Here is an 18,415-nt window from a genome sequence, read left to right on the forward strand (position 1 = left end):
ACTTATTCTTTTACGACCAGTTTTAGAGGTGCGGCAATCAGTTTCTCAACCGTCTTGCCATCTAATACGTCTTTCGCTGCTTGAATCGCTAACTGTCCAATTAATGCAGGCTGCTGAGCAACGGTTCCTGTGAGTTTACCCGCCTCAATGGATTTAAGTGCATCTTCATTTCCATCAAAACCGATGACAGGAATATTCTTACCTGAACTCTGAATCGCTTCTATAGCACCAAGAGCCATTTCATCATTATGAGCGAAAACCGCTTGTACATCTGGATTCCCTTGGAGCAGGTTCTCCATAACGGTCAACCCTTTCGTACGGTCAAAATCGGCAGTTTGCTTCGCAATTACCTCAAGCTGCGTGTCGGCAATTTCATGGAACCCTTTCCCGCGTTCACGGGTAGCTGATGCTCCCGGCGATCCTTCTAGTTCTATAACCTTTGCACCTTTTCCAAGCTGCTCTATAATATATTCAGCTGCCATTGATCCACCTTTTACATTATCAGAGGCAACAAGGGCTTTAATATCGCCCTTATCTGCAGAGCGGTCTAAAGTAACTACTGGAATATTTAGACTGTTAGCCGTCTGAACAACCGTCGAGATCGCTGAGGAGTCTACCGGATTGATTAACAGCGCATTTACACCTTTTTGCATTAAATCTTCAACGTCATTACTTTGCTTGGCCGAATCATTCTGCGCATCGATAACGAGAACCTCCATACCAAGCTTTTTAGCTTCTGCCAAAACTCCATCTTTAACAGATACAAAGAATGGATTGTTCAAGGTAGATATGGATAATCCAATCTTCATATTCCCTGGGCCCCCGCCGCTGTTAGGCTTAGCCCACTCTGGAGGCTCTAAGGAACAGCCCGTCATAAGAATCAAGAGTAAGGAAGTAAAAATTAATGTGAGCTTTTTCATGTGGAATCCCCCTTATACGGCTTTCTTACGGTCTATGAGTACAGCAATCGCAATAACGATCCCTTTAACTACCATTTGGTAAAATGATGATACGCCGAGCAAGTTCAAGCCATTGTTCAGAATACCGATAATAAGAGCACCAATTAATGTGCCTACGATACGTCCACGGCCACCGGTTAAGCTCGTCCCCCCTAATACTACTGCCGCGATCGCATCCAACTCATAGGATGTACCTGCAGTTGGTTGTGCCGAGTTCAATCTAGAGGTCAAGATGGCGCCAGCCAATGCTGATAACATACCCGTTAAGGAATAGATCATTATTTTGATGCGGTCTACTTTGATCCCTGAAATAATGGAAGCTTTCTCATTACCGCCAATAGCATACGTTTTACGGCCAAATGGTGTTTTATGCAGTACAATCCACAAGACAGCGAATACGATAATCATCGTGATAGCAGGTACAGGTATTCCTAGTAAATATCCGCGACCAAACAATTGGAACGTCATGCTGTCACCGAGACCTGTGATCGGATTACCGTCCGTGTATACAAGCGTTAATCCGCGGAAAATAGTCATGGTCGCGAGTGTAGCAATAAAAGGCGCCATTCTGCCTTTCGTAATCATCAGTCCGTTGACCATCCCCATCATTCCACCCGCTAAACAACCCACAACAATAGCTAAGATTGGATCCCAGCCTGACAACATCAAGTTGGCAGTGAAGGCACTGGATAAAGCTAGAATAGACCCTACTGATAAATCGATACCACCCGTTAGAATAACAAAGGTCATCCCAAAAGCGATTAGCGCATTAATTGCGACTTGTCTAAGCAAATTCAGGATATTAAGGGGTTCCATAAAGCTTGGGTTCAGCACGGTTACGATAATAATTAGAATGATTAGCCCTAGTAATGGCCCTAATTTCTGCGTGATTTGCCCGATTTGGAAACCTTTTTTCACACTCTCATCTTTGATAGTAGTCATTACTATTGCCCCCCTGTAGCTAACGTCATTATTTTTTCTTGCGTAGCTTCTTGTTGTGAAAGTTCTCCACTGATTTCCCCTTCATGAACAACTACGATGCGGTCACTCATCCCTAGTACTTCAGGAAGTTCTGAGGATACCATAATAATGGCGACGCCACGTTCCGTTAATTCGTTCATAAGTTGATAGATTTCCCTCTTAGCCCCAACATCGACGCCGCGTGTAGGCTCATCAAGGATAAGAACACTGAGGCCAATACCAATCCATTTGGCGATCACTACTTTTTGTTGATTACCCCCAGATAAATTCCGGACCAAAGTCGATGATGATTGTGTCTTAATGTGCAGCCGTTTAATAAGCATGTCCACGAATTCTTGTTCCTTCTTAGCATTGATTACACCTTTAGGGGCGAAGTCATATAAATTCGTAAGTACCATATTATCTCGAATAGAGAAATCCAGGATTAACCCCTCATCTTTTCGGTCTTCTGTTACAAAGCCGATTCCAGCTTGCATAGCGTCATTGGGATTCCGAATGGTAATCTTCTGTCCCTTCACCCAAATCTCACCTTGGTCTAATGATTCTAATCCGAATAAGGTTCTCATCATCTCTGTACGTCCAGATCCCATTAATCCAGAGAATCCTATAATTTCACCAGCTCGTACAGAGAAATTAGCATTTTTAAATTGCCCTTTCTTTGAAGCATTCTTAACTTCAAGAACCACTTCTCCGGGTTTAGAAGTACGCTCAGGGAACCGGTCCGTTAATTCACGACCTACCATTTTCCGAACTACATCGTCAAAATTAGTTTCAGGAATGGGCTTCGTGTCCACGGTTTTCCCGTCCCGCATAACGGTGATTCGATCACATATCGTAAAAATCTCTTCCATCCGATGCGAAATATAGACGATAGAGACGCCTTCTTTCTTTAGCGAAGCAATGACTTCAAATAGTTTCTGTATTTCTCTCTCGGTTAATGCAGCGGTAGGCTCGTCCATAACAATAACTTTCGCATGAGTCATAAGCGCTTTAGCGATCTCAATCATCTGTTTCTCACCTACTGAACATTCCCCTGCCTCTTGGTTCAAAGGAATGGTCACAGAGAGCTTAGCAAACTGTTCATTTGCTAACGCTTTCATCTCTTTCCTATTTAACAGGCCGAATTTGGATGTTCGTTCCTTGCCAATGAACAGATTATCCAGCACCGTCATATCTGGCCATACATTCAGCTCCTGATGGATAAATGCGATTCCATATTGTTCTGCTTCTTTGGGATTCGTAAAGTATTTCTCCTGATCATCTATACGAATGGTGCCTTGGTCACGTTGGTGCAGACCGATCAGAATATTCATCAGCGTAGACTTACCTGCGCCATTCTCACCCATCAGGGCATGAACTTCACCATCCTTAAGTTCAAAATCCACACCGGTCAATACACGGTTAGCGCCAAAAGACTTATGAATATCTTTCATCGTAATGTGCATACACTTAGAACCCCCTTTTTATCCAAAATAGACCCCAGCTTGTAAAATACAGTTTGCATATGGTTTAGCTTCACCCGTGCGAATAATAACCTTAGCCTGCTGGGTCAGCTGCTTAAATTGCTCATGTGAATACGCCTCTATCGGTATTCCCTTGAATTTATTATTCAAATATTGAGAGGTGACTTTATTGTCAGTCTCTAATTCCTCTGCAACGATCACCTTTTCGATGACCATATCCTCTGAAATCATATCAACGATCTCTTGGAAGCTAGGGACCCCTAGTTTAACCGCCAAATCAATCTTCGGAATACCCGGTGGAACAGGAAGTCCAACATCGGCAATGACAATTGTGTCGGTGTGACCTAAGTCCGCAAGCACTTTAGAAATATGACTATTTAACACTCCGTGTTTCTTCATAATTACAGATTCGCCTCCACCTCTGCTCTTGTTGGCATACCACCTTGAGCACCAAATTTAGTAACGGATAAAGATGCTGCTCGATTGGCAAACTTTACACTATCCAGAATGGAGCTGCCTTCAGCTAAAGCAACTGCAAATGCCGCATTAAAAGTATCTCCAGCTCCAGTCGTATCTATAGCGTTAACTTTGTAAGTAGGAACCAGAACTTCTTGTTCTCCATCATAAAATCGTACGCCCTTGCTTCCTTCTGTTATAAACAGCTTGTTAGGATACTTCCGTAAAGCATCTGTAGTACTCATCCCAGGGAATAAAATTGTACATTCATGTTCATTGGGTGTCAGATAGGCGGCATTTTCTATAATCGTGTCATTGATGGGACGAGCAGGTGCTGGATTAAGCAGCATAGGTACTTTGAATTTATCGCAAAGCTCACTTACATAAAACACTGTTTCTTCGGGTATTTCTTGTTGGATTAGCACCATATCAGACCCTTTTATAGTATCAAGCGCACGCTCAACCAACTCAGGAGTGACTAAATCATTAGCTCCTTTTACAACGATAATGCTATTATCACCTTCTGCTAAAATGATGTGAGCAGTCCCGCTCTCGATATGTGTAACCGGTTCCACATTAGCGGTAAGAACCCGATTTCTCTTGAAATTCTCCATGATCTCCGTACCATAGAAATCTTCACCCACACAACCAACCATCGTAACTTCTGCGCCCAAACGCGAAGCAGCTACAGCCTGGTTCGCTCCCTTACCTCCTGGAACGGTAGCGAAGCTCTCTCCAAGAACAGTTTCCCCTGCGTGAGGTCGCTTGGATGAGGTCACTACCAAATCCATTGAACAACTTCCGATTACACAAATCTTAGCCATGTCCATCAACCTTTCTTATGTTGTCATCTATTCTTTTCTTCTTGTTGTTTCCCGCTCCACAAAGCTGACGGGTAATTGAATGATTTTATCTTCTACTTTATCTTGCTCAATTAACTTAATAAGTAAACCAGCTGCTTCACGGCCCATGTCATGTGCAGGCTGACGGATAGTAGATAACGAAGGCGACAACAGGCTGCTGAGTGGGATATCATCGAATCCAATGATTTGGAGATCCTGTGGCACTCTTTTACCTAAGCGATGTGCTTCATGAATTACTGCTGTAGCCACGATATCATTACTGGCAATTACACCATCTGTATCTATATATTTATCAAACAACTCTACAGCCCATTGTTCCGCTTCTGTGTGGGAGAAGGATGACGTCTGGATCACTTGATAAGTGATTCCCATTTCATCAAGTACTTCAATTGCACCTTGAAATCGATCTTGCGCCGGTTTAATATGTGCCGGTCCTTGCATGACTGTAATCTTGGTGCTCCCCCGTGCAATGATTTCTTGAGCAGCAAGGCGTCCGCCTTTTCTGCCATCTGCATATACGGAGGGACTGTCATTAGAAGTACGGTCAAGAAATACAACCGGAATTTTCAAATTAGAATAAATATCTTTCTCAGGAAAATTAGTGGATGAGATCATGCCAATGACATTATTTTGGATAAAGGTTTGAATATAATCCAATTCCTTTTCCTCGTTCTCATCACTATTACCAAAGATTATCCGATAACCATGCTCCTGCATCCGATCTTCTATCCCACGTGCTAATTGCGGGAAGAATGGGTTCGTAATGTCAGGTAATAGAAGTCCAATTAATTTGGATTTCCGTTTATACAATGACCTTGCAACCTCATTAGGGGTATAATTCATTTCTTTAATAGCTGCCTCAACTTTTTTTCGAGTATCGATATTCACATAACCAGATTCATTTAACACCCTAGAAACGGTTGCTACCGAAACTCCTGCTATTTTTGCGACATCTTTAATCGTCATCATGATTCAATTCATCCCCCAATGTGTAACCGGTTACATGTATTACATTAATTAGATTATCATAAAACCGTTTTCATTACAAATCTTTTTTCGTTCCAATATATAACAAAAGATATCGATTGAACTCGATATCCTTAGTGAGACTAATAAACCAGTTCACAATCATGGTGTTCCCAAACATCAAATAAATTACCATCCAGATCTTCAAATACAAAAAACTTACCATACTCACCTTCGTCACTAATGTTTCCGACTTTCACATCTTCACAACTCAAATTGTTATGAAGTGATACGGCATCATTAGTAAAGAAAGTGATCACCCATCTTTTCTTATTTCTTACCTCGAATACAGCTCTAGAATCATGATCACTTTGTGTTAAACATAGGATCGGTCTATTCTCTCTATATAAGCTTAGGTTGCCTTCTCTTCGATCCCTAATATTAAAACCAAAATGTTTCACAAACCAACCTGCAGATTTCTCCAAGTCTTTAACTGGAATCACATTATAAGCAATACCTAAAATTCTTCCAACCTCCATCGGATACCTCCTTGACCTTAGACTTCTGTCTTCTAAAGATCTCTGTAGACTCTAATCAGCAAACCGATTTAATAGTTTGATTGTATTAAAATGCATCCCTTCATGGTAAAGTGTGAAATTTATGAATTCTCCGATTGTATTTAAGGTTAATCCACTGCCCGTTGTAAGAGGGGTTACTTGCTCACTTAAGCGATTGTGCATAGCTTCCTGAATACGTTTGGGTTGCTCCGAAAGCATCTCAATTAACACTTCAAGTGTTGGTGGTTTCTCGCTCCACGCTGCAGGTTTAGTACCTTTTGCAAATAACCGTTCAAAGCTTTCCGGCAATTGCATAAGCTCCCTAGCGGAATGAAAAGCAAACTTCTCTTGCACCAAATAAATATGTCCCAAGTTCCATCTAATGTTGTTATTAAAGCCCTGTGGAATAATATCTAGTATTTCCTCGGAAAGTACTTCAACTGCACGAACGGTAACACTCCGTACAAATTCAATTTGTTTGAACACGATTGGGTCCATCATAGCCCTCCTTTTTTATCCATAGTTTACCATGCACGTCAACCGAATCCCAGCAGTTAGTACGAATTGTAAAATATCCCTTTACAAAAGAAAAGGAATGGTTTATTTTAACATTAAGTAATCATTAAATATTAGTCGAATTATCCAAACATTTAAATTATGCAACAAAGAATATCGGAGGTTATGATGGAAGATAACATGAAAGATACCTTACTATCGAACATAAAATTTGCGTACAACGAAGCTTTGGAATTCATTGTTTCTATGGGAATGATTGCTTGTGAAGAGCAGTTGCTTAAGGCAGCAGAGGATTACAAACTTGAAATGGACCCACAAGCGTTGTCTTATCATAAAGATGCACGAGCACGATTATCCCCTCACTCCTACAGAGAGCTTCAGTTTTTTTTCCAGTACAACTTTTTTCATAAAGCCCTCGATTTTGCTTTCTATGAATCCATTTGCACCTGTCCGGAACCACAAACAGCTGAAGCATGGATAAAACGATTGGAAAAGAGTCCTGCAGAAAAGGTAGTCGCTGAAATGGTATATGGTGTGTATTACGATAAATTAGATGAGTTGCTAGAAGGAAACGATTGGGAAATCGTTAAGAAGGATACCCGCTTAATGGCTGAGCTTGTGGCAAGAACAAAACCGCAGCTGGATGTGATTGAAGCGCAGGGGCCATTACTAGAGTGTCTTGCTTATCCCGAAGAAGCCAAGCTACGATATATGCAGCTCTTACACCAGTTCTACAAGGATGTTTTTTCACTTTGGAAAGAGGAGTTAAGAAGGGAGTCTGAACAAGCCTCTCAGCGTTATGAAGGTCTGTTCCTAGCAAATCCTGAAAGATTCATTCGTGATATCAACAAAAATGAACCTGCAGTTTATGATGTTCCCACTACTTTTCATGTCAGCTTTTTCTCACAAGTTGGGAATCATGTTCTCTTCTTTTACGCAGGAAGTTCTCGTATCGCTTGGGTTATATTCGGCATTTTTAATGATCATGTATTCGGACCTGCTGCTGATCGAGAGAAAACTGAACTTTTTTTAAAAGCATTCTCGGATAAACGGCGTTTAGACTTCTTGCTGCTCTTAAGGAATCGCCCTCACTATGGACAAGAAATTGCATCAGCACTTGGCATAACGCCCGCGGCAGTAACTTATCATGCCAACTTCCTATTCTTTTTAGACCTTATCGAACTAAAAAGAACCGATCATCGATTATATTACCATCTTCGAATGGATAAATTGAGAGAATTACTTGCCGTCACCACAAAAGTAATGCTCGATGAGGAACCTCCTATCTTTTAATTGAACCACAGCAAATTCAAACCATAGTGGGGAGGGTCTAAAGTGAATGGATCTACAAACATAGAAGCAGACTCGATCAAAAAATCCAAAGTAGTTTCTAACACTTTTATGCGTTTACTGAAACTTGGAAAACCCTATTTAGGCTGGTACCTCATATTATGTCTCTTAGCAGCCGTCGTTTCCCTTGCAACAGTTGGGATAGCCGAATCTTTACGACGTATAATCAACGCTGCTACGAATCAGAACATGTCCTTTTTGATGTCTGGTGCTATCTTTGCTCTAGTAATCGTTATTATAGATGCTTTAGCCAGCTTCTTATTGACTTACTTATCAGGTGTGCTTGAATTCAAGTCGACCTCTAAGCTTCAGGTATCTTTGCTAGCTAGATTACTAAATGTACAGATGAAAGATTTGGACCGGTATCATTCTGCTGATCTCATTAGTCGTATCAATGATTCTGCCCCAGCTGCCCAGCAAGGTATCAATCAGAAGACCATCGAACTATTCAGTAATCTGATGCAAATTACATTTCTATTAACTTATCTGCTCTCACTCCAATATGCCTTAACGCTCGGAACTATATTGATTTGCTCGCTTGTTCCACTTGTGATGATTCCCTTCACTTCCCGCCTACGTTCCATGCACGAGCAAAGACAGCAAATTGAAACTGCGCAACAAATGTTTATTCAAGATACGGTACAGGGTGCTGAGGTCGTGCGTGCTTTCTCCCTGGCATCTAAACTGCATCATCAATTCACACAACGTGTTAGGCAATATTTCAACATTCATTTACCTGTCACACGCTTAGAAGCTGTGGGCTATAATATGCCCTTTGCCGTTATTCTTAGTGGATTGTTATATGTTCTCTCCTATGGCGGATATCTAGTTATCCAAGGAAGACTGGATGTGGGGGCAGTAGCAGCATTTCTTATTTGTTTCGAGCAAATTACAAACCCTGTATCAAAGCTGGCTAATCTATGGACTGAATTACAAGCCTCGCTGGCGCAAGGTAAGCGATTGTTTGAAGTCCTTGATTTACCTGAAGAAGATGAAAACCGTGAATGTAATCAGGAACATTTTCAGCAAAAAACGCCGATGAATAACAACCAAACAATTAGTGGTTTATGCCCTATCACCTTTGAGAATGTAGGTTTTCATTATGGTAATCATCAAGTATTAACTAACGTCAATCTAACCATAGAACCAGGTAAAGTAACTGCATTTGCCGGTCCTAGTGGCAGTGGAAAAAGCACCCTCCTTCAATTAATACTCGCAACCTATGAACCTACTGAAGGGGGCATCCAATCTGGTAAGTTGCCGTTAAGCAGCATCCCCCCTCGAGCTTGGCGTAATCATTTGGCTTATGTTTCTCAAGAGCCTTATCTGTTCACTGGAACCTTATATGAAAATATTGCATGGGGAAGACCTGACGCGACCTATGAAGAAATTATTAAAGCAGCAAAAAGTGCAGGGATACATGAATTTATTATGAGAACCCCACTTCAATATCAGACTTCTATTGGGGAACGGGGCCATACCTTATCTGGCGGCGAAAGGCAGCGGCTATCCATTGCCAGAGCTTTTGTCCGAGCGCCTAAACTCCTCCTTCTTGATGAACCCACAGCTGCACTTGATAGCCAAAATGAGGAGATTGTCGGCCAAGCCCTGCAAGAACTCATGCATGATCGTACAACGGTTGTTATCGCGCATAGACTATCTACCATCAGAGATGCGGATCACATTTATTATATGGAGGCGGGTTCTATTGTTGAAGCTGGGACTCATCTGGACTTAATGACTTTACAAGGACAGTATTACAATATGGTTGAGACCTCCATGAAGAAGGCTGATATTTCTACTCTGGTCAGGGAGGTAGAGATATGAATGAGCTGGAAACCAAGAATCTAAAACTAGGGTATGCTCTACGTAGATTATTCTCTTACGCAAGCCCTTATCGAATTGGATTTATTGTGGCTGTACTCCTGCTCTCTGCTAAACTCGTAATGGACATAGGATTTGCAGCCATTCAGCAAGTATTTATTGATACGATCAACAACGCCAATATGGATGCATTAACACGTATAACTGTAATCTGTGCCATTGCTTGTGTCATCATTATCTGCTGTCTTATGGTGCAGTATTACTTCCGCTTTGTTATGCAAAGTCGGATGGCTTGGGATATTCGTGCGAAGCTCTTTGACAAAAGTCACCGAATTCCATTCCGTTACCTTCAGTCCATGCATTCAGGTGATTTGACTTCGCGTAACACTAAGGATGCAGGGATGGCCATGGGGATGATAAACAGCATCGTATACGATCTAGGCTATAATCTACTTCTCTGTTTCATTTCCTTTCTATATTTGGCCAGAATGGATGTTTGGATCGCCCTGTTAGCTCTTGGATCAGGCCCCCTTGTTTTTCTTTCCGGACGTTTCTTTGATCGCAGATTACGAAAATTATCTACTCAAATATATGCAAAGGAGGCAGAATTACGAGGTATCTTACAAGAAACACTTCAAGGAATGAAGGTCGTCAGAGCCTTTTCGCTTGAAGAAACTCTCTTAAATAAATATGCGCTAGAACGCGAGAAGTTAAGAAGAATGCAGCTGCGAAAGTCGCTTCTAAATGGTCTCTTATGGCAATCTTCCGCCTTTATCAACAATCTCGTAATGGTGACATGCGCCGCTTTAATTGCGTTATCAGCTCTAAGTGGCGGAACATCAGCAGGTGAAGTACTCGCTTTTATTATTTTGATGGGTAGGGTTCAATGGCCTTTTGTCCATATGTCTCAAACATGGGGAGGTGTGCAGGAGGCTTTAGGTGCAGCTGACCGCGTATTCGCTATACTTGATGCACCTGATGAAGGAGCTACTCATCCTTTGCCAGAATCCAGCTCATCAACATTTGCTTCTGTAGAGGTGGCTGCATTACATATAGAGGATGTCCACTACAACTATTCGGGGACAACGGATAATGAAGCCTCCCTATTTACAGGGCTAAATATTCATGTACAACATGGAGAAACTATCGCGGTTGTCGGGCCCAGCGGGTCAGGGAAGACGACGCTCGTTCGATTATGTAATGGACTTTATGAGCCTACTGCAGGAAGCATCACAGTTTATGGAAAGTCTGTACATGATCAGCTTGAAGAAGCACGAGCAATGATTACCTATGTTCCCCAAACCCCATATTTGTTCTCAGGAACTATACGAGATAATATCGCCTTCAGTTCTAGTACAGCTAGCGAAGAGGGGATTCGAGAAGCCGCTCGGCTCGCAGGTGCAGAAGAGTTTATTACGAAGATGCAGGATGGTTATGACACTATCCTAGGTGAACATGGATCGACTTTATCTGGTGGACAAAGACAACGCATAGCGATTGCCAGGGCTTTTCTTCGGGATGCTCCACTCCTACTTCTAGATGAAGCAACTTCCGCACTCGATAACGAATCTGAGCGAATGATTCAGCAATCTCTTGATTTATTAATGAAGAATCGAACCACATTAGTTATTGCACACAGACTATCCACCATACGTGAAGCGTCTAGAATTATCGTGTTAAATGAGGGTTCGATTGTTGAGGAAGGTACACATGAGTCTTTATTAGAAATGAATGGGCTATACTCACAATTATATAACATTCAATTTAAATCATCAGAAGCAGAAGACATTAGTGCACCTGAGTTGCTTCAATTACACGCCAATCTTTGATCTCAGTTCAATGCATACATCATAATTCATACGTTATTTTAATTAAGGTGTATGCGTTGGAATCGAGTATAAATTATCCTCTTCTTTTAATTGCTTCATGACAAGCTTAATAAATGACTGGATATAGCTTTCTTGAAGCTCTTTCTTTCTGTGGCTCATCCATATCGAATGCTTAGAGACTACATTTTCCACTTCGACCTTGGCTAACATACCCTGATCAAGATAAGGCTTTGCTAACAACGCCGATACAAAACTAATCCCATAACCGGCAATCACGGCTTGAATAACCTCATTTACTCCATTAAATTGCAGTTCGATCTTCGGTTGTTGTACCTTTCTTTCTTCACATAATTGTACAATTCTCTCTCTGGCTGCACTACCTTCCTCCCTCATAATAAATGCCTCAGCCATCACTTCCTCAAAACTAACCTCCTGCTTGGCTAAAGAATGATTTGAAGAAACTACGAACACATACTCGTCCTTGTACAACTCCCGATGTTCGAACACCCCTGTATGATGAGAAGGAAACGCCATATCACTATAAATCGCCACGTCCGCTTCAAAGTTATTTAATTGTTCCATGACTTCATGAGAATTAGCAGTAGAGATCTGAATTTTAACCTCCGGAAAAGATTGCTTGAATAATGATGCCCACCGGGGGATGAGTATACTTGTGGCCAGATAATTACCTGCAATCCGAATATGGCCTGCAGGAAATTTATGATAATCCTCAATTATCTGCTGTACCTGTTCACCCATCACAAATAACTTTTCAAGTGGTTCGATCAGTTTTTCCCCAATCGGTGTTAACACCATTCTCTTTCCTATGACCTCTAATAATACGATATTATTCTCCCGTTCAAATTTGCGGATCTGCGCTGATATAGCGGGTTGACTTATGTGCAAACGTTCGGAGGCTTTGGTCACACTCCCTGTTATCGCAACATAATAAAACAATTTTAATACATGATAGTTCATCCTGATTTCTTCCTAACTATATAAAATAAAATCATATTTAACGGATGTTCGGCCTTCTTACTATAACTATACATTATGGATATTAACTATTATATATTGTTTATTTATAATTATTTATCTTATACTTACAACTATTCAAAAGGGAGGTTTCGTTAATGAAAAAGACAGTATTATTTCTAACCCGGCACGGGCAGACTGAATGGAATTTGCAGAAAAGAATGCAAGGACATCAAAATTCAGCGTTAACAACCTTGGGTGAACAGCAAGCGGAATGGTTGAGAGAACGTTTGGAAGGTGAGAATTTAGGAGCCATTTATTCTAGTATTAGTCCAAGAGCATTGCATACTGCGCAGATTTTACGAGGAAATCGGAGTTTACCGATTCAACAGCAAGCTTCTTTAATGGAAATTAACATGGGCATTTGGGAAGGAATGAACACAGATCAGATTGAACAAGAATATCCTTTACAGTACACCCATTTTTTCACCAGACCTGATCTTTTTATTCCACTAGCCCCAGGGGAGACCTATAGTCAGCTTGAACAAAGAGTAACGCCGACTATTGAGCGTATCATTAACGATAATGAAGGACATGAGGTACTTATTGTCACGCATCGGATGACCCTGAAAGTCATTATGGCTCATTTTCTCAATAAATCACTGCAGGAATTAGGGGAACTACCGGATATTCTCTCTACAGCATTGTGTAAAGTAACCTTAACTGACAACAATACAACCATCGATCTGTACGGCGATACTTCACATTATCAATGAAGCCTTCTCAAAAATAAAAAAGGAAACTCCAATTTAAATGAGGTTCCCTTTTTAGAATTCAATTTTAAATTTCCACACTTTTGATTGTAAAGCTGCGGACCTTCATCCATTTTCCTGAAATAAACTCGTCAATTGTTTTCTTCTTCGGTCTAACACAAAAACGATGCTTGCTCCCTTTATCAAAACCAACCGCTTCAAAAATCAGGCCGTCACCTATTTGCTCCTTAAAGAACACTTGCTTAAGTCCCAATCTATTTAACATTTCAAGCTTTACACTTTCGATATATGTGCGTGAATACTCCTTAGACATATGTGTTCCTCCTAGTAGTGGTAGTAATATTATAAGTTCAATATTAAGAAAATCAACTAAAGTTCATATAAACGAAAAGAAAAAAGCCAACCCATAGTTTATGGATTGGCTTCTACTGTATAAGTTAATTACGAAATTATTTAACTTCTGTTGTTCCAGTCACTTTTCCATCAATCTTTGCAGATGCTTTCAGATCCTCACTTGTGAAGTAAAGATTACCATCAATCGTTGCGGTTTCAGGTAGAGTAAAACCTTTCGCTTCTACATAAACATCGCCTTTAATCGTTCCGCCTTCAACTTTCAAATTCTCACTTTGTACTGTAAACTTTGGTACGGTTAGTGTATAAGTAGCAGTGATCTTGTGATCAGCATCTTGCGAATAAAGGGCAATCTTACGGTAGATGTCGCCATCAGCCGCGCCTTTATCATGGAATTCTCCAGCTACAACAACCTCTTCTGGAATCGTTACATCATTTAGAATCGCAACAATCCAGTTTCCATCTTTGCTAACAGCCTTAGTAAATGCATCTGCTTGATTGACAATCGATGCTGTAGTGACAGCATCTGTCTGCTCAGCAGCCGGAGCCGTAGTTGCCGCCGAATTGGTTGCTTTATCCTCATTTGCTCCACAACCTGCCAATACTGCTACCGAAACCCCAGCCACTAAAATCATTTTAAATAGTCTCATTTTCGTTTCCCCCTAATTTTGATTATAAATTAATTATATATTAAAATTCTTAATAATTAAGTGAATGATTTCACAAATTTGTGTCAGTATCTAAAGCGGTTTCACAACTCTCCCGCTTCCCGTTTAAAATTCGTTCCCATGAGTCACACCTCTTCTCGCTGACTGATTTAGGTTCTTAAATCTATTTACCCAAATTATAAAAATGAACACATAAATCATTTTCTTCTTGGTATAAAGTCACTCGTTGACTCTTCTCAAGTTTTAGTGATAATATTTGGAAATAAATATCTCAGCAAGGGAGAAGTTTACTGGTGAAAAAGACTACAATGAAGGACATCGCGCTACGAGCAAATGTCTCCGTTGCAACTGTGAGCTATGTTCTGAACCGCGTCAATAACCAAACCATTCCTGAGAAAACCCGCAATCAAATTCTGTTACTGGCTGAAGAGCTTCATTACATTCCAAACCTAGCAGCTCGTTCGCTAGCTAATAAAAAAACGGGATTAATAGGAATACTTATCAATAAGTCTGCTTATATGCCCCCTTGGAAACTCTATGCCCAGTTCACATTTATCCGTACTTTGGAACAGCGTTTAACGGATGCCGGATATCATACGATGTTATACTCTCTTGGTACCGACCATCCTTCACTGGATATCATCGTCGAAAGAAAACTCGAAGCCGTCTTTCTGATTGATGTCCGCGAGGAATCCTTCTATTCGATTTCCAAGCATTTTGTAGAAGGGATTCCCTTAATTTTGATCGGCAGCATGATTGAAGATAAGCTGTTTAAGCAAGTTCTTTACAATTATCGTTCAGCTCTACAAAAGATAATGCCGGAGGATCTTTCACAGGTTTGTTTAATTATGGAGAGCTTCAATAACACCCTGCTCACTCACTTTATCCAAGACAGTCTTCCTTTACCTGAGAAAGCAATATTCAAAGTTCAAAATATGGAGGAATTGAATACAATTTTATCGGAGGGGATTTACAAAGAGGCCATAGTTATTAATGAGTTTATCGGAAGTTGTGTTGAAAAATCCGGGGTATTCACACGTCTTTCTGTTCTATGTACCTGTAATTGCCCAGAAATGCTTGGAGAAGACGTTCAGAAATTCATATTCACTGGGGATAAATCAGCCACTGCCTTTGAACTAATGCAGGAGTTATTACATCGTCCTGACTACTCCAAACAAGAGAATAATCGTTATTTTGTTGATTAATTTTTTTTCGATATTCACTTAAGCGTTTAAGTTGAGAGGAGAGTTACCATGACAGATCCTGTATTAGGAAAACATGCATCCACCACTGCTCAATCCTATCCAACTCTTTGGGGAAACCGGAGATTTATGCTGCTACTCAGCTCGTATTCCATTTCCTTGTTTGGAAATACCTTTCACAGCATTGCTTTAAGTTTATGGGTACTTCAGACCACCGGAAGCGCTAAAATGATTGCCATTATTACGATAATCAATTTATTGCTCAGTTCTTTCCTCGGATCGATAGGAGGCACACTCGCAGATCGGATCAATCGCAGAACCATTATGTTAATCACTGATTTGATAAGCTGCGGTCTAGCAGTTACGCTTGCTTTAGCCATTTCCATGTCTTCTACATCATTCATTATCGTGGCCATATTAACGGGACTTACGACAGTCTCAGCATTATTCCAATCCCCTGCGTATCAAGCTTCAATTACCACTGTAGTTGGAAAAGAACATGTACAAAAAGCAGTCGGGATTCTGAACCTGTCAGAGAATGTCTTTCGGACGATTGGGTATTCCGCTGGAGGTATTTTTGTAGCGAGTTTTGGAGCGGCAGATGCCATATTATTTGATGGAGCTACATTTTTCGTTTCCTTTCTACTAGTTCTTACTGTCCGCTCCCTTCCACTCCCAAACCGAGTGAATACCGGACCTAAAGAAGAAAGAAAATTTACACAGGATCTTGCGGATGGCGTTCGTTATATTTGGAGATACCCCTTCGCCCGGGCAATAATCATCATGCTCCCCACACTTACTTTGTTCTTTATGCCTTCACTGATGCTAACGCAAGTTATGGCCGTCAAAGTATGGAATTCTAGTCCCTTTCAGTTTGGACTCATGGAAGCCTGCATTCCTCTAGGTTATATGATTGGTTCCAGCATGATCTTGTTTCTCGGCTCCAAATTAAAGAATCGCGGCTTCTTTATCATGACTGGACTGCTGTGTCTGGGTCCCCTGTACCTCCTATTATCGTTCGTCACTACTGCTACCTTAGCCATTCCCATCATTCTTCTAATTGGCTTTATGTTCTCATTCTGTACATTGCTGATAAATACAATCCTCAGACTGGAAGTTTCGGAGGATATACAAGGTAGAGTCTTCGGTGTACTTGGCTCCATTATGAGTGTAGCACCCTCACTTGGTCTTACAGCTGTTTCATTCCTGTCCGATCACTTCAGTCCAGCCCCTGTCATGGGTTCCATCGGAGTCCTGCTACTACTGTTTGCTTTATTAACCTTGACCAAGTTAAAGGTGATTCGTAATTATAAGTAATTTTAGAACATATCTTATGACCGTTATCGCCCGTTTTCCCTAATAACGCGTCTATTATGAAGCTCGATCAGTAATTGAACAACTATAATGATCAATAAGAAGATTCCCACGACACCTGTTAAAAATGGATAAATTAGAGGGGAAAATACACTTGGATAACTTTTAGTAATATCCGAATAGTAGCCCATACCCATAAGTGATGTAACCGAGAACTCGATCAGCTTCACCCCTAGATGATTGTTACTTCTTTGAGCATAACTCAGCACCTTTTCTTCTATACTGCCATCATGTGAGATCGTGATTATTTTCCATTTTCTCTTTTCCATCGGCTGACTATCATCTGTAAGTCTTTGGACTATACTAATTTCTTTCTCATCAGTCTTTCGATCCTTTACAGTAAGGATATCTATCCATGAGAAATATCTGCTTCCTCGTTCCCGATTAGACAACCATATTTCATCAGGGGTTGAGATTTTTTGACCATTTAATAAAAACTGAACTTTCACAATATCTCCAGGCGGGACATTCTCCTCTTCATCCCAAATTGTCAATTCTGCTTTCCTGCCTGTATGTTCTTCCTCAATCTTAATATGCTTATCATCAACCGTTAGTTCTTGAACGTTTAACGTGTTATATCCTTTTTCAGCATGGTTGATCTCATAACGCTGATTGATTTGATCTGAAATCATATACTCACGGATATAGTTGAACAATGGGCTGAAAGAAATCGCTAAGAAGAACAATGAAATTGTCGATAAAACAATCTTTTTGTTCATAACCAACCCTTGGGAGTAATCGCCAGCTTAAAATTTTGCCTTGAGCCACCTTCAGGACCCTCCGGTTCCTTATCCTGCAGAGGAACAAAACCAAACTTCTGATAAAATCTTCTAGCAGGTTGACCCTCTGGATGATCCTCACCAAATGTAGTAACGAATATCTCTGCTGGGGTTTCGATACTTTCGAGAATATAGTTAAGAAGGGCTGTCGCGACTCCTTTATTTCTCTCTATGGCTGAAACAGATAACCACCCAATCTTGTAATTAGGGGCTTTGGATGAAGAGAGTAACACAGCTCCTAGTAATCTTGAACCTGGCGAACCATTGTTTTCTCGTACACAAAAAGCGCTTTGTCGAGTGATATTTTTTTCTAACGCTAGAGTGAAATCCGGATCTTCTACCATCGGTCCAAAAAGGGTCTCCACCTCTGCCGCCAGGTCCAGCCATCCTCTTATATCCTCCATAGTAGCGTTTACTACAACCATATATAAGTTCTCCTTTAATATACTTAGTTACACCCCGCCGCCATGATCGCGGTATGCCTTAATAAGCGTACAAAAAGCATCTTTGCTTACACTTCCCGATTCAA

The 18,415-nt window shown here is 40.9% G+C and carries 19 protein-coding genes; 6 read left to right on the forward strand and 13 right to left on the reverse strand.

All coding sequences use genetic code 11. The annotated features are described in order from the left end of the window. Positions 1-2: 2 nt before the first annotated feature. From rbsB to MHB64_RS20340, 8 genes are all read right to left on the reverse strand, one after another. Positions 3-920, reverse strand: coding sequence for a ribose ABC transporter substrate-binding protein RbsB (rbsB, locus tag MHB64_RS20305; protein ID WP_094873412.1), 918 nt, complete (start codon positions 918-920; stop codon positions 3-5). A 12-nt stretch (positions 921-932) separates the two neighbouring features. Then, positions 933-1,901, reverse strand: coding sequence for an ABC transporter permease subunit (locus MHB64_RS20310; protein WP_341135260.1), 969 nt, complete (start codon positions 1,899-1,901; stop codon positions 933-935). 2 nt (positions 1,902-1,903) lie between these two features. Further along, positions 1,904-3,385, reverse strand: coding sequence for a sugar ABC transporter ATP-binding protein (locus MHB64_RS20315; protein ID WP_076286606.1), 1,482 nt, complete (start codon positions 3,383-3,385; stop codon positions 1,904-1,906). Positions 3,386-3,403: 18 nt separating this feature from the next. Further along, positions 3,404-3,802 (reverse strand): D-ribose pyranase, encoded by a 399-nt coding sequence (gene rbsD / locus MHB64_RS20320; RefSeq protein ID WP_094873415.1) that lies wholly within the window; start codon positions 3,800-3,802, stop codon positions 3,404-3,406. A 2-nt stretch (positions 3,803-3,804) separates the two neighbouring features. Further along, positions 3,805-4,683 (reverse strand): ribokinase, encoded by an 879-nt coding sequence (gene rbsK, locus MHB64_RS20325; protein ID WP_341135261.1) that lies wholly within the window; start codon positions 4,681-4,683, stop codon positions 3,805-3,807. Between the two features lie 27 nt (positions 4,684-4,710). After that, complete coding sequence (locus MHB64_RS20330) at positions 4,711-5,691, reverse strand: LacI family DNA-binding transcriptional regulator (RefSeq protein WP_042189849.1); 981 nt, start codon at positions 5,689-5,691, stop codon at positions 4,711-4,713. A 140-nt stretch (positions 5,692-5,831) separates the two neighbouring features. Continuing rightward, a complete protein-coding gene (locus MHB64_RS20335) occupies positions 5,832-6,227 on the reverse strand; it encodes a VOC family protein (RefSeq protein WP_094873419.1) in 396 nt (131 codons plus the stop codon). Between the two features lie 51 nt (positions 6,228-6,278). Further along, complete coding sequence (locus MHB64_RS20340; protein ID WP_094875613.1) at positions 6,279-6,743, reverse strand: DinB family protein; 465 nt, start codon at positions 6,741-6,743, stop codon at positions 6,279-6,281. A gap of 186 nt (positions 6,744-6,929) precedes the next feature. On the opposite strand from MHB64_RS20340, the gene MHB64_RS20345 reads away from it, so the two are divergent. The 3 genes from MHB64_RS20345 to MHB64_RS20355 are packed head-to-tail and all read left to right on the forward strand — an operon-like array spanning position 6,930 to position 11,764. Next, positions 6,930-8,054: a helix-turn-helix domain-containing protein gene (locus tag MHB64_RS20345; protein ID WP_094873422.1), complete on the forward strand. Its 1,125-nt coding sequence runs from the start codon at positions 6,930-6,932 to the stop codon at positions 8,052-8,054. A gap of 42 nt (positions 8,055-8,096) precedes the next feature. Next, positions 8,097-9,938 (forward strand): ABC transporter ATP-binding protein, encoded by a 1,842-nt coding sequence (locus MHB64_RS20350; RefSeq protein WP_341135262.1) that lies wholly within the window; start codon positions 8,097-8,099, stop codon positions 9,936-9,938. Further along, positions 9,935-11,764, forward strand: coding sequence for an ABC transporter ATP-binding protein (locus MHB64_RS20355; RefSeq protein ID WP_341135263.1), 1,830 nt, complete (start codon positions 9,935-9,937; stop codon positions 11,762-11,764). Before MHB64_RS20350 ends, MHB64_RS20355 begins: the two co-directional genes overlap by 4 nt. 42 nt (positions 11,765-11,806) lie before the next feature. Here the strand turns inward: MHB64_RS20355 and MHB64_RS20360 are convergent, their stop codons facing one another. Continuing rightward, positions 11,807-12,742, reverse strand: a complete 936-nt coding sequence (locus MHB64_RS20360; RefSeq protein ID WP_341135264.1) for a LysR family transcriptional regulator — start codon at positions 12,740-12,742, stop codon at positions 11,807-11,809. A gap of 155 nt (positions 12,743-12,897) precedes the next feature. On the opposite strand from MHB64_RS20360, the gene MHB64_RS20365 reads away from it, so the two are divergent. After that, positions 12,898-13,515 carry a histidine phosphatase family protein gene (locus MHB64_RS20365; RefSeq protein WP_341135265.1) on the forward strand — a complete coding sequence of 206 codons (618 nt, stop codon included), beginning with the start codon at positions 12,898-12,900 and terminating at the stop codon, positions 13,513-13,515. A gap of 64 nt (positions 13,516-13,579) precedes the next feature. Here the strand turns inward: MHB64_RS20365 and MHB64_RS20370 are convergent, their stop codons facing one another. Both MHB64_RS20370 and MHB64_RS20375 read right to left on the reverse strand, forming a co-directional pair. After that, the gene (locus MHB64_RS20370; protein WP_341135266.1) at positions 13,580-13,825 is read right to left on the reverse strand and encodes a hypothetical protein; all 246 of its coding nucleotides are present in this window, start codon (positions 13,823-13,825) and stop codon (positions 13,580-13,582) included. A gap of 136 nt (positions 13,826-13,961) precedes the next feature. Beyond that, positions 13,962-14,513 carry a polymer-forming cytoskeletal protein gene (locus MHB64_RS20375; protein WP_094873430.1) on the reverse strand — a complete coding sequence of 184 codons (552 nt, stop codon included), beginning with the start codon at positions 14,511-14,513 and terminating at the stop codon, positions 13,962-13,964. A gap of 311 nt (positions 14,514-14,824) precedes the next feature. Between MHB64_RS20375 and MHB64_RS20380 the strand changes: the two genes are divergently transcribed. Together MHB64_RS20380 and MHB64_RS20385 are read left to right on the forward strand one after the other, a co-directional pair. After that, on the forward strand, positions 14,825-15,736 hold the full coding sequence (locus MHB64_RS20380) for a LacI family DNA-binding transcriptional regulator (RefSeq protein ID WP_341135267.1): 912 nt from the start codon (positions 14,825-14,827) through the stop codon (positions 15,734-15,736). Positions 15,737-15,784: 48 nt separating this feature from the next. Next, positions 15,785-17,050 carry an MFS transporter gene (locus MHB64_RS20385; protein ID WP_341135268.1) on the forward strand — a complete coding sequence of 422 codons (1,266 nt, stop codon included), beginning with the start codon at positions 15,785-15,787 and terminating at the stop codon, positions 17,048-17,050. Between the two features lie 23 nt (positions 17,051-17,073). On the opposite strand, the gene MHB64_RS20390 is transcribed toward MHB64_RS20385, so the two are convergent. Both MHB64_RS20390 and MHB64_RS20395 read right to left on the reverse strand, forming a co-directional pair. Further along, positions 17,074-17,826: a hypothetical protein gene (locus MHB64_RS20390; RefSeq protein WP_341135269.1), complete on the reverse strand. Its 753-nt coding sequence runs from the start codon at positions 17,824-17,826 to the stop codon at positions 17,074-17,076. Then, positions 17,823-18,311, reverse strand: coding sequence for a GNAT family N-acetyltransferase (locus MHB64_RS20395; RefSeq protein WP_341135270.1), 489 nt, complete (start codon positions 18,309-18,311; stop codon positions 17,823-17,825). Before MHB64_RS20395 ends, MHB64_RS20390 begins: the two co-directional genes overlap by 4 nt. Positions 18,312-18,415: the final 104 nt, after the last annotated feature.

Origin of the sequence: Paenibacillus sp. FSL K6-2859 (genome assembly GCF_038008265.1) — a bacterium.
GTDB classification, from domain to species: Bacteria; Bacillota; Bacilli; order Paenibacillales; family Paenibacillaceae; genus Paenibacillus_AQ; species Paenibacillus_AQ nitricinens.

Coding starts and splice junctions, on each gene's coding strand:
- MHB64_RS20355 (WP_341135263.1), top strand. CDS start 9,935: ATGAATGAGCTGGAAACCAAGAATCTAAAACTAGGGTATGCTCTACGT.
- rbsB (WP_094873412.1), bottom strand. CDS start 920: ATGAAAAAGCTCACATTAATTTTTACTTCCTTACTCTTGATTCTTATG.
- rbsK (WP_341135261.1), bottom strand. CDS start 4,683: ATGGCTAAGATTTGTGTAATCGGAAGTTGTTCAATGGATTTGGTAGTG.
- MHB64_RS20390 (WP_341135269.1), bottom strand. CDS start 17,826: ATGAACAAAAAGATTGTTTTATCGACAATTTCATTGTTCTTCTTAGCG.
- MHB64_RS20335 (WP_094873419.1), bottom strand. CDS start 6,227: ATGGAGGTTGGAAGAATTTTAGGTATTGCTTATAATGTGATTCCAGTT.
- MHB64_RS20315 (WP_076286606.1), bottom strand. CDS start 3,385: ATGCACATTACGATGAAAGATATTCATAAGTCTTTTGGCGCTAACCGT.
- MHB64_RS20360 (WP_341135264.1), bottom strand. CDS start 12,742: ATGAACTATCATGTATTAAAATTGTTTTATTATGTTGCGATAACAGGG.
- MHB64_RS20375 (WP_094873430.1), bottom strand. CDS start 14,513: ATGAGACTATTTAAAATGATTTTAGTGGCTGGGGTTTCGGTAGCAGTA.
- MHB64_RS20365 (WP_341135265.1), top strand. CDS start 12,898: ATGAAAAAGACAGTATTATTTCTAACCCGGCACGGGCAGACTGAATGG.
- MHB64_RS20370 (WP_341135266.1), bottom strand. CDS start 13,825: ATGTCTAAGGAGTATTCACGCACATATATCGAAAGTGTAAAGCTTGAA.
- MHB64_RS20395 (WP_341135270.1), bottom strand. CDS start 18,311: ATGGTTGTAGTAAACGCTACTATGGAGGATATAAGAGGATGGCTGGAC.
- rbsD (WP_094873415.1), bottom strand. CDS start 3,802: ATGAAGAAACACGGAGTGTTAAATAGTCATATTTCTAAAGTGCTTGCG.
- MHB64_RS20340 (WP_094875613.1), bottom strand. CDS start 6,743: ATGGACCCAATCGTGTTCAAACAAATTGAATTTGTACGGAGTGTTACC.
- MHB64_RS20345 (WP_094873422.1), top strand. CDS start 6,930: ATGGAAGATAACATGAAAGATACCTTACTATCGAACATAAAATTTGCG.
- MHB64_RS20310 (WP_341135260.1), bottom strand. CDS start 1,901: ATGACTACTATCAAAGATGAGAGTGTGAAAAAAGGTTTCCAAATCGGG.
- MHB64_RS20385 (WP_341135268.1), top strand. CDS start 15,785: ATGACAGATCCTGTATTAGGAAAACATGCATCCACCACTGCTCAATCC.
- MHB64_RS20330 (WP_042189849.1), bottom strand. CDS start 5,691: ATGATGACGATTAAAGATGTCGCAAAAATAGCAGGAGTTTCGGTAGCA.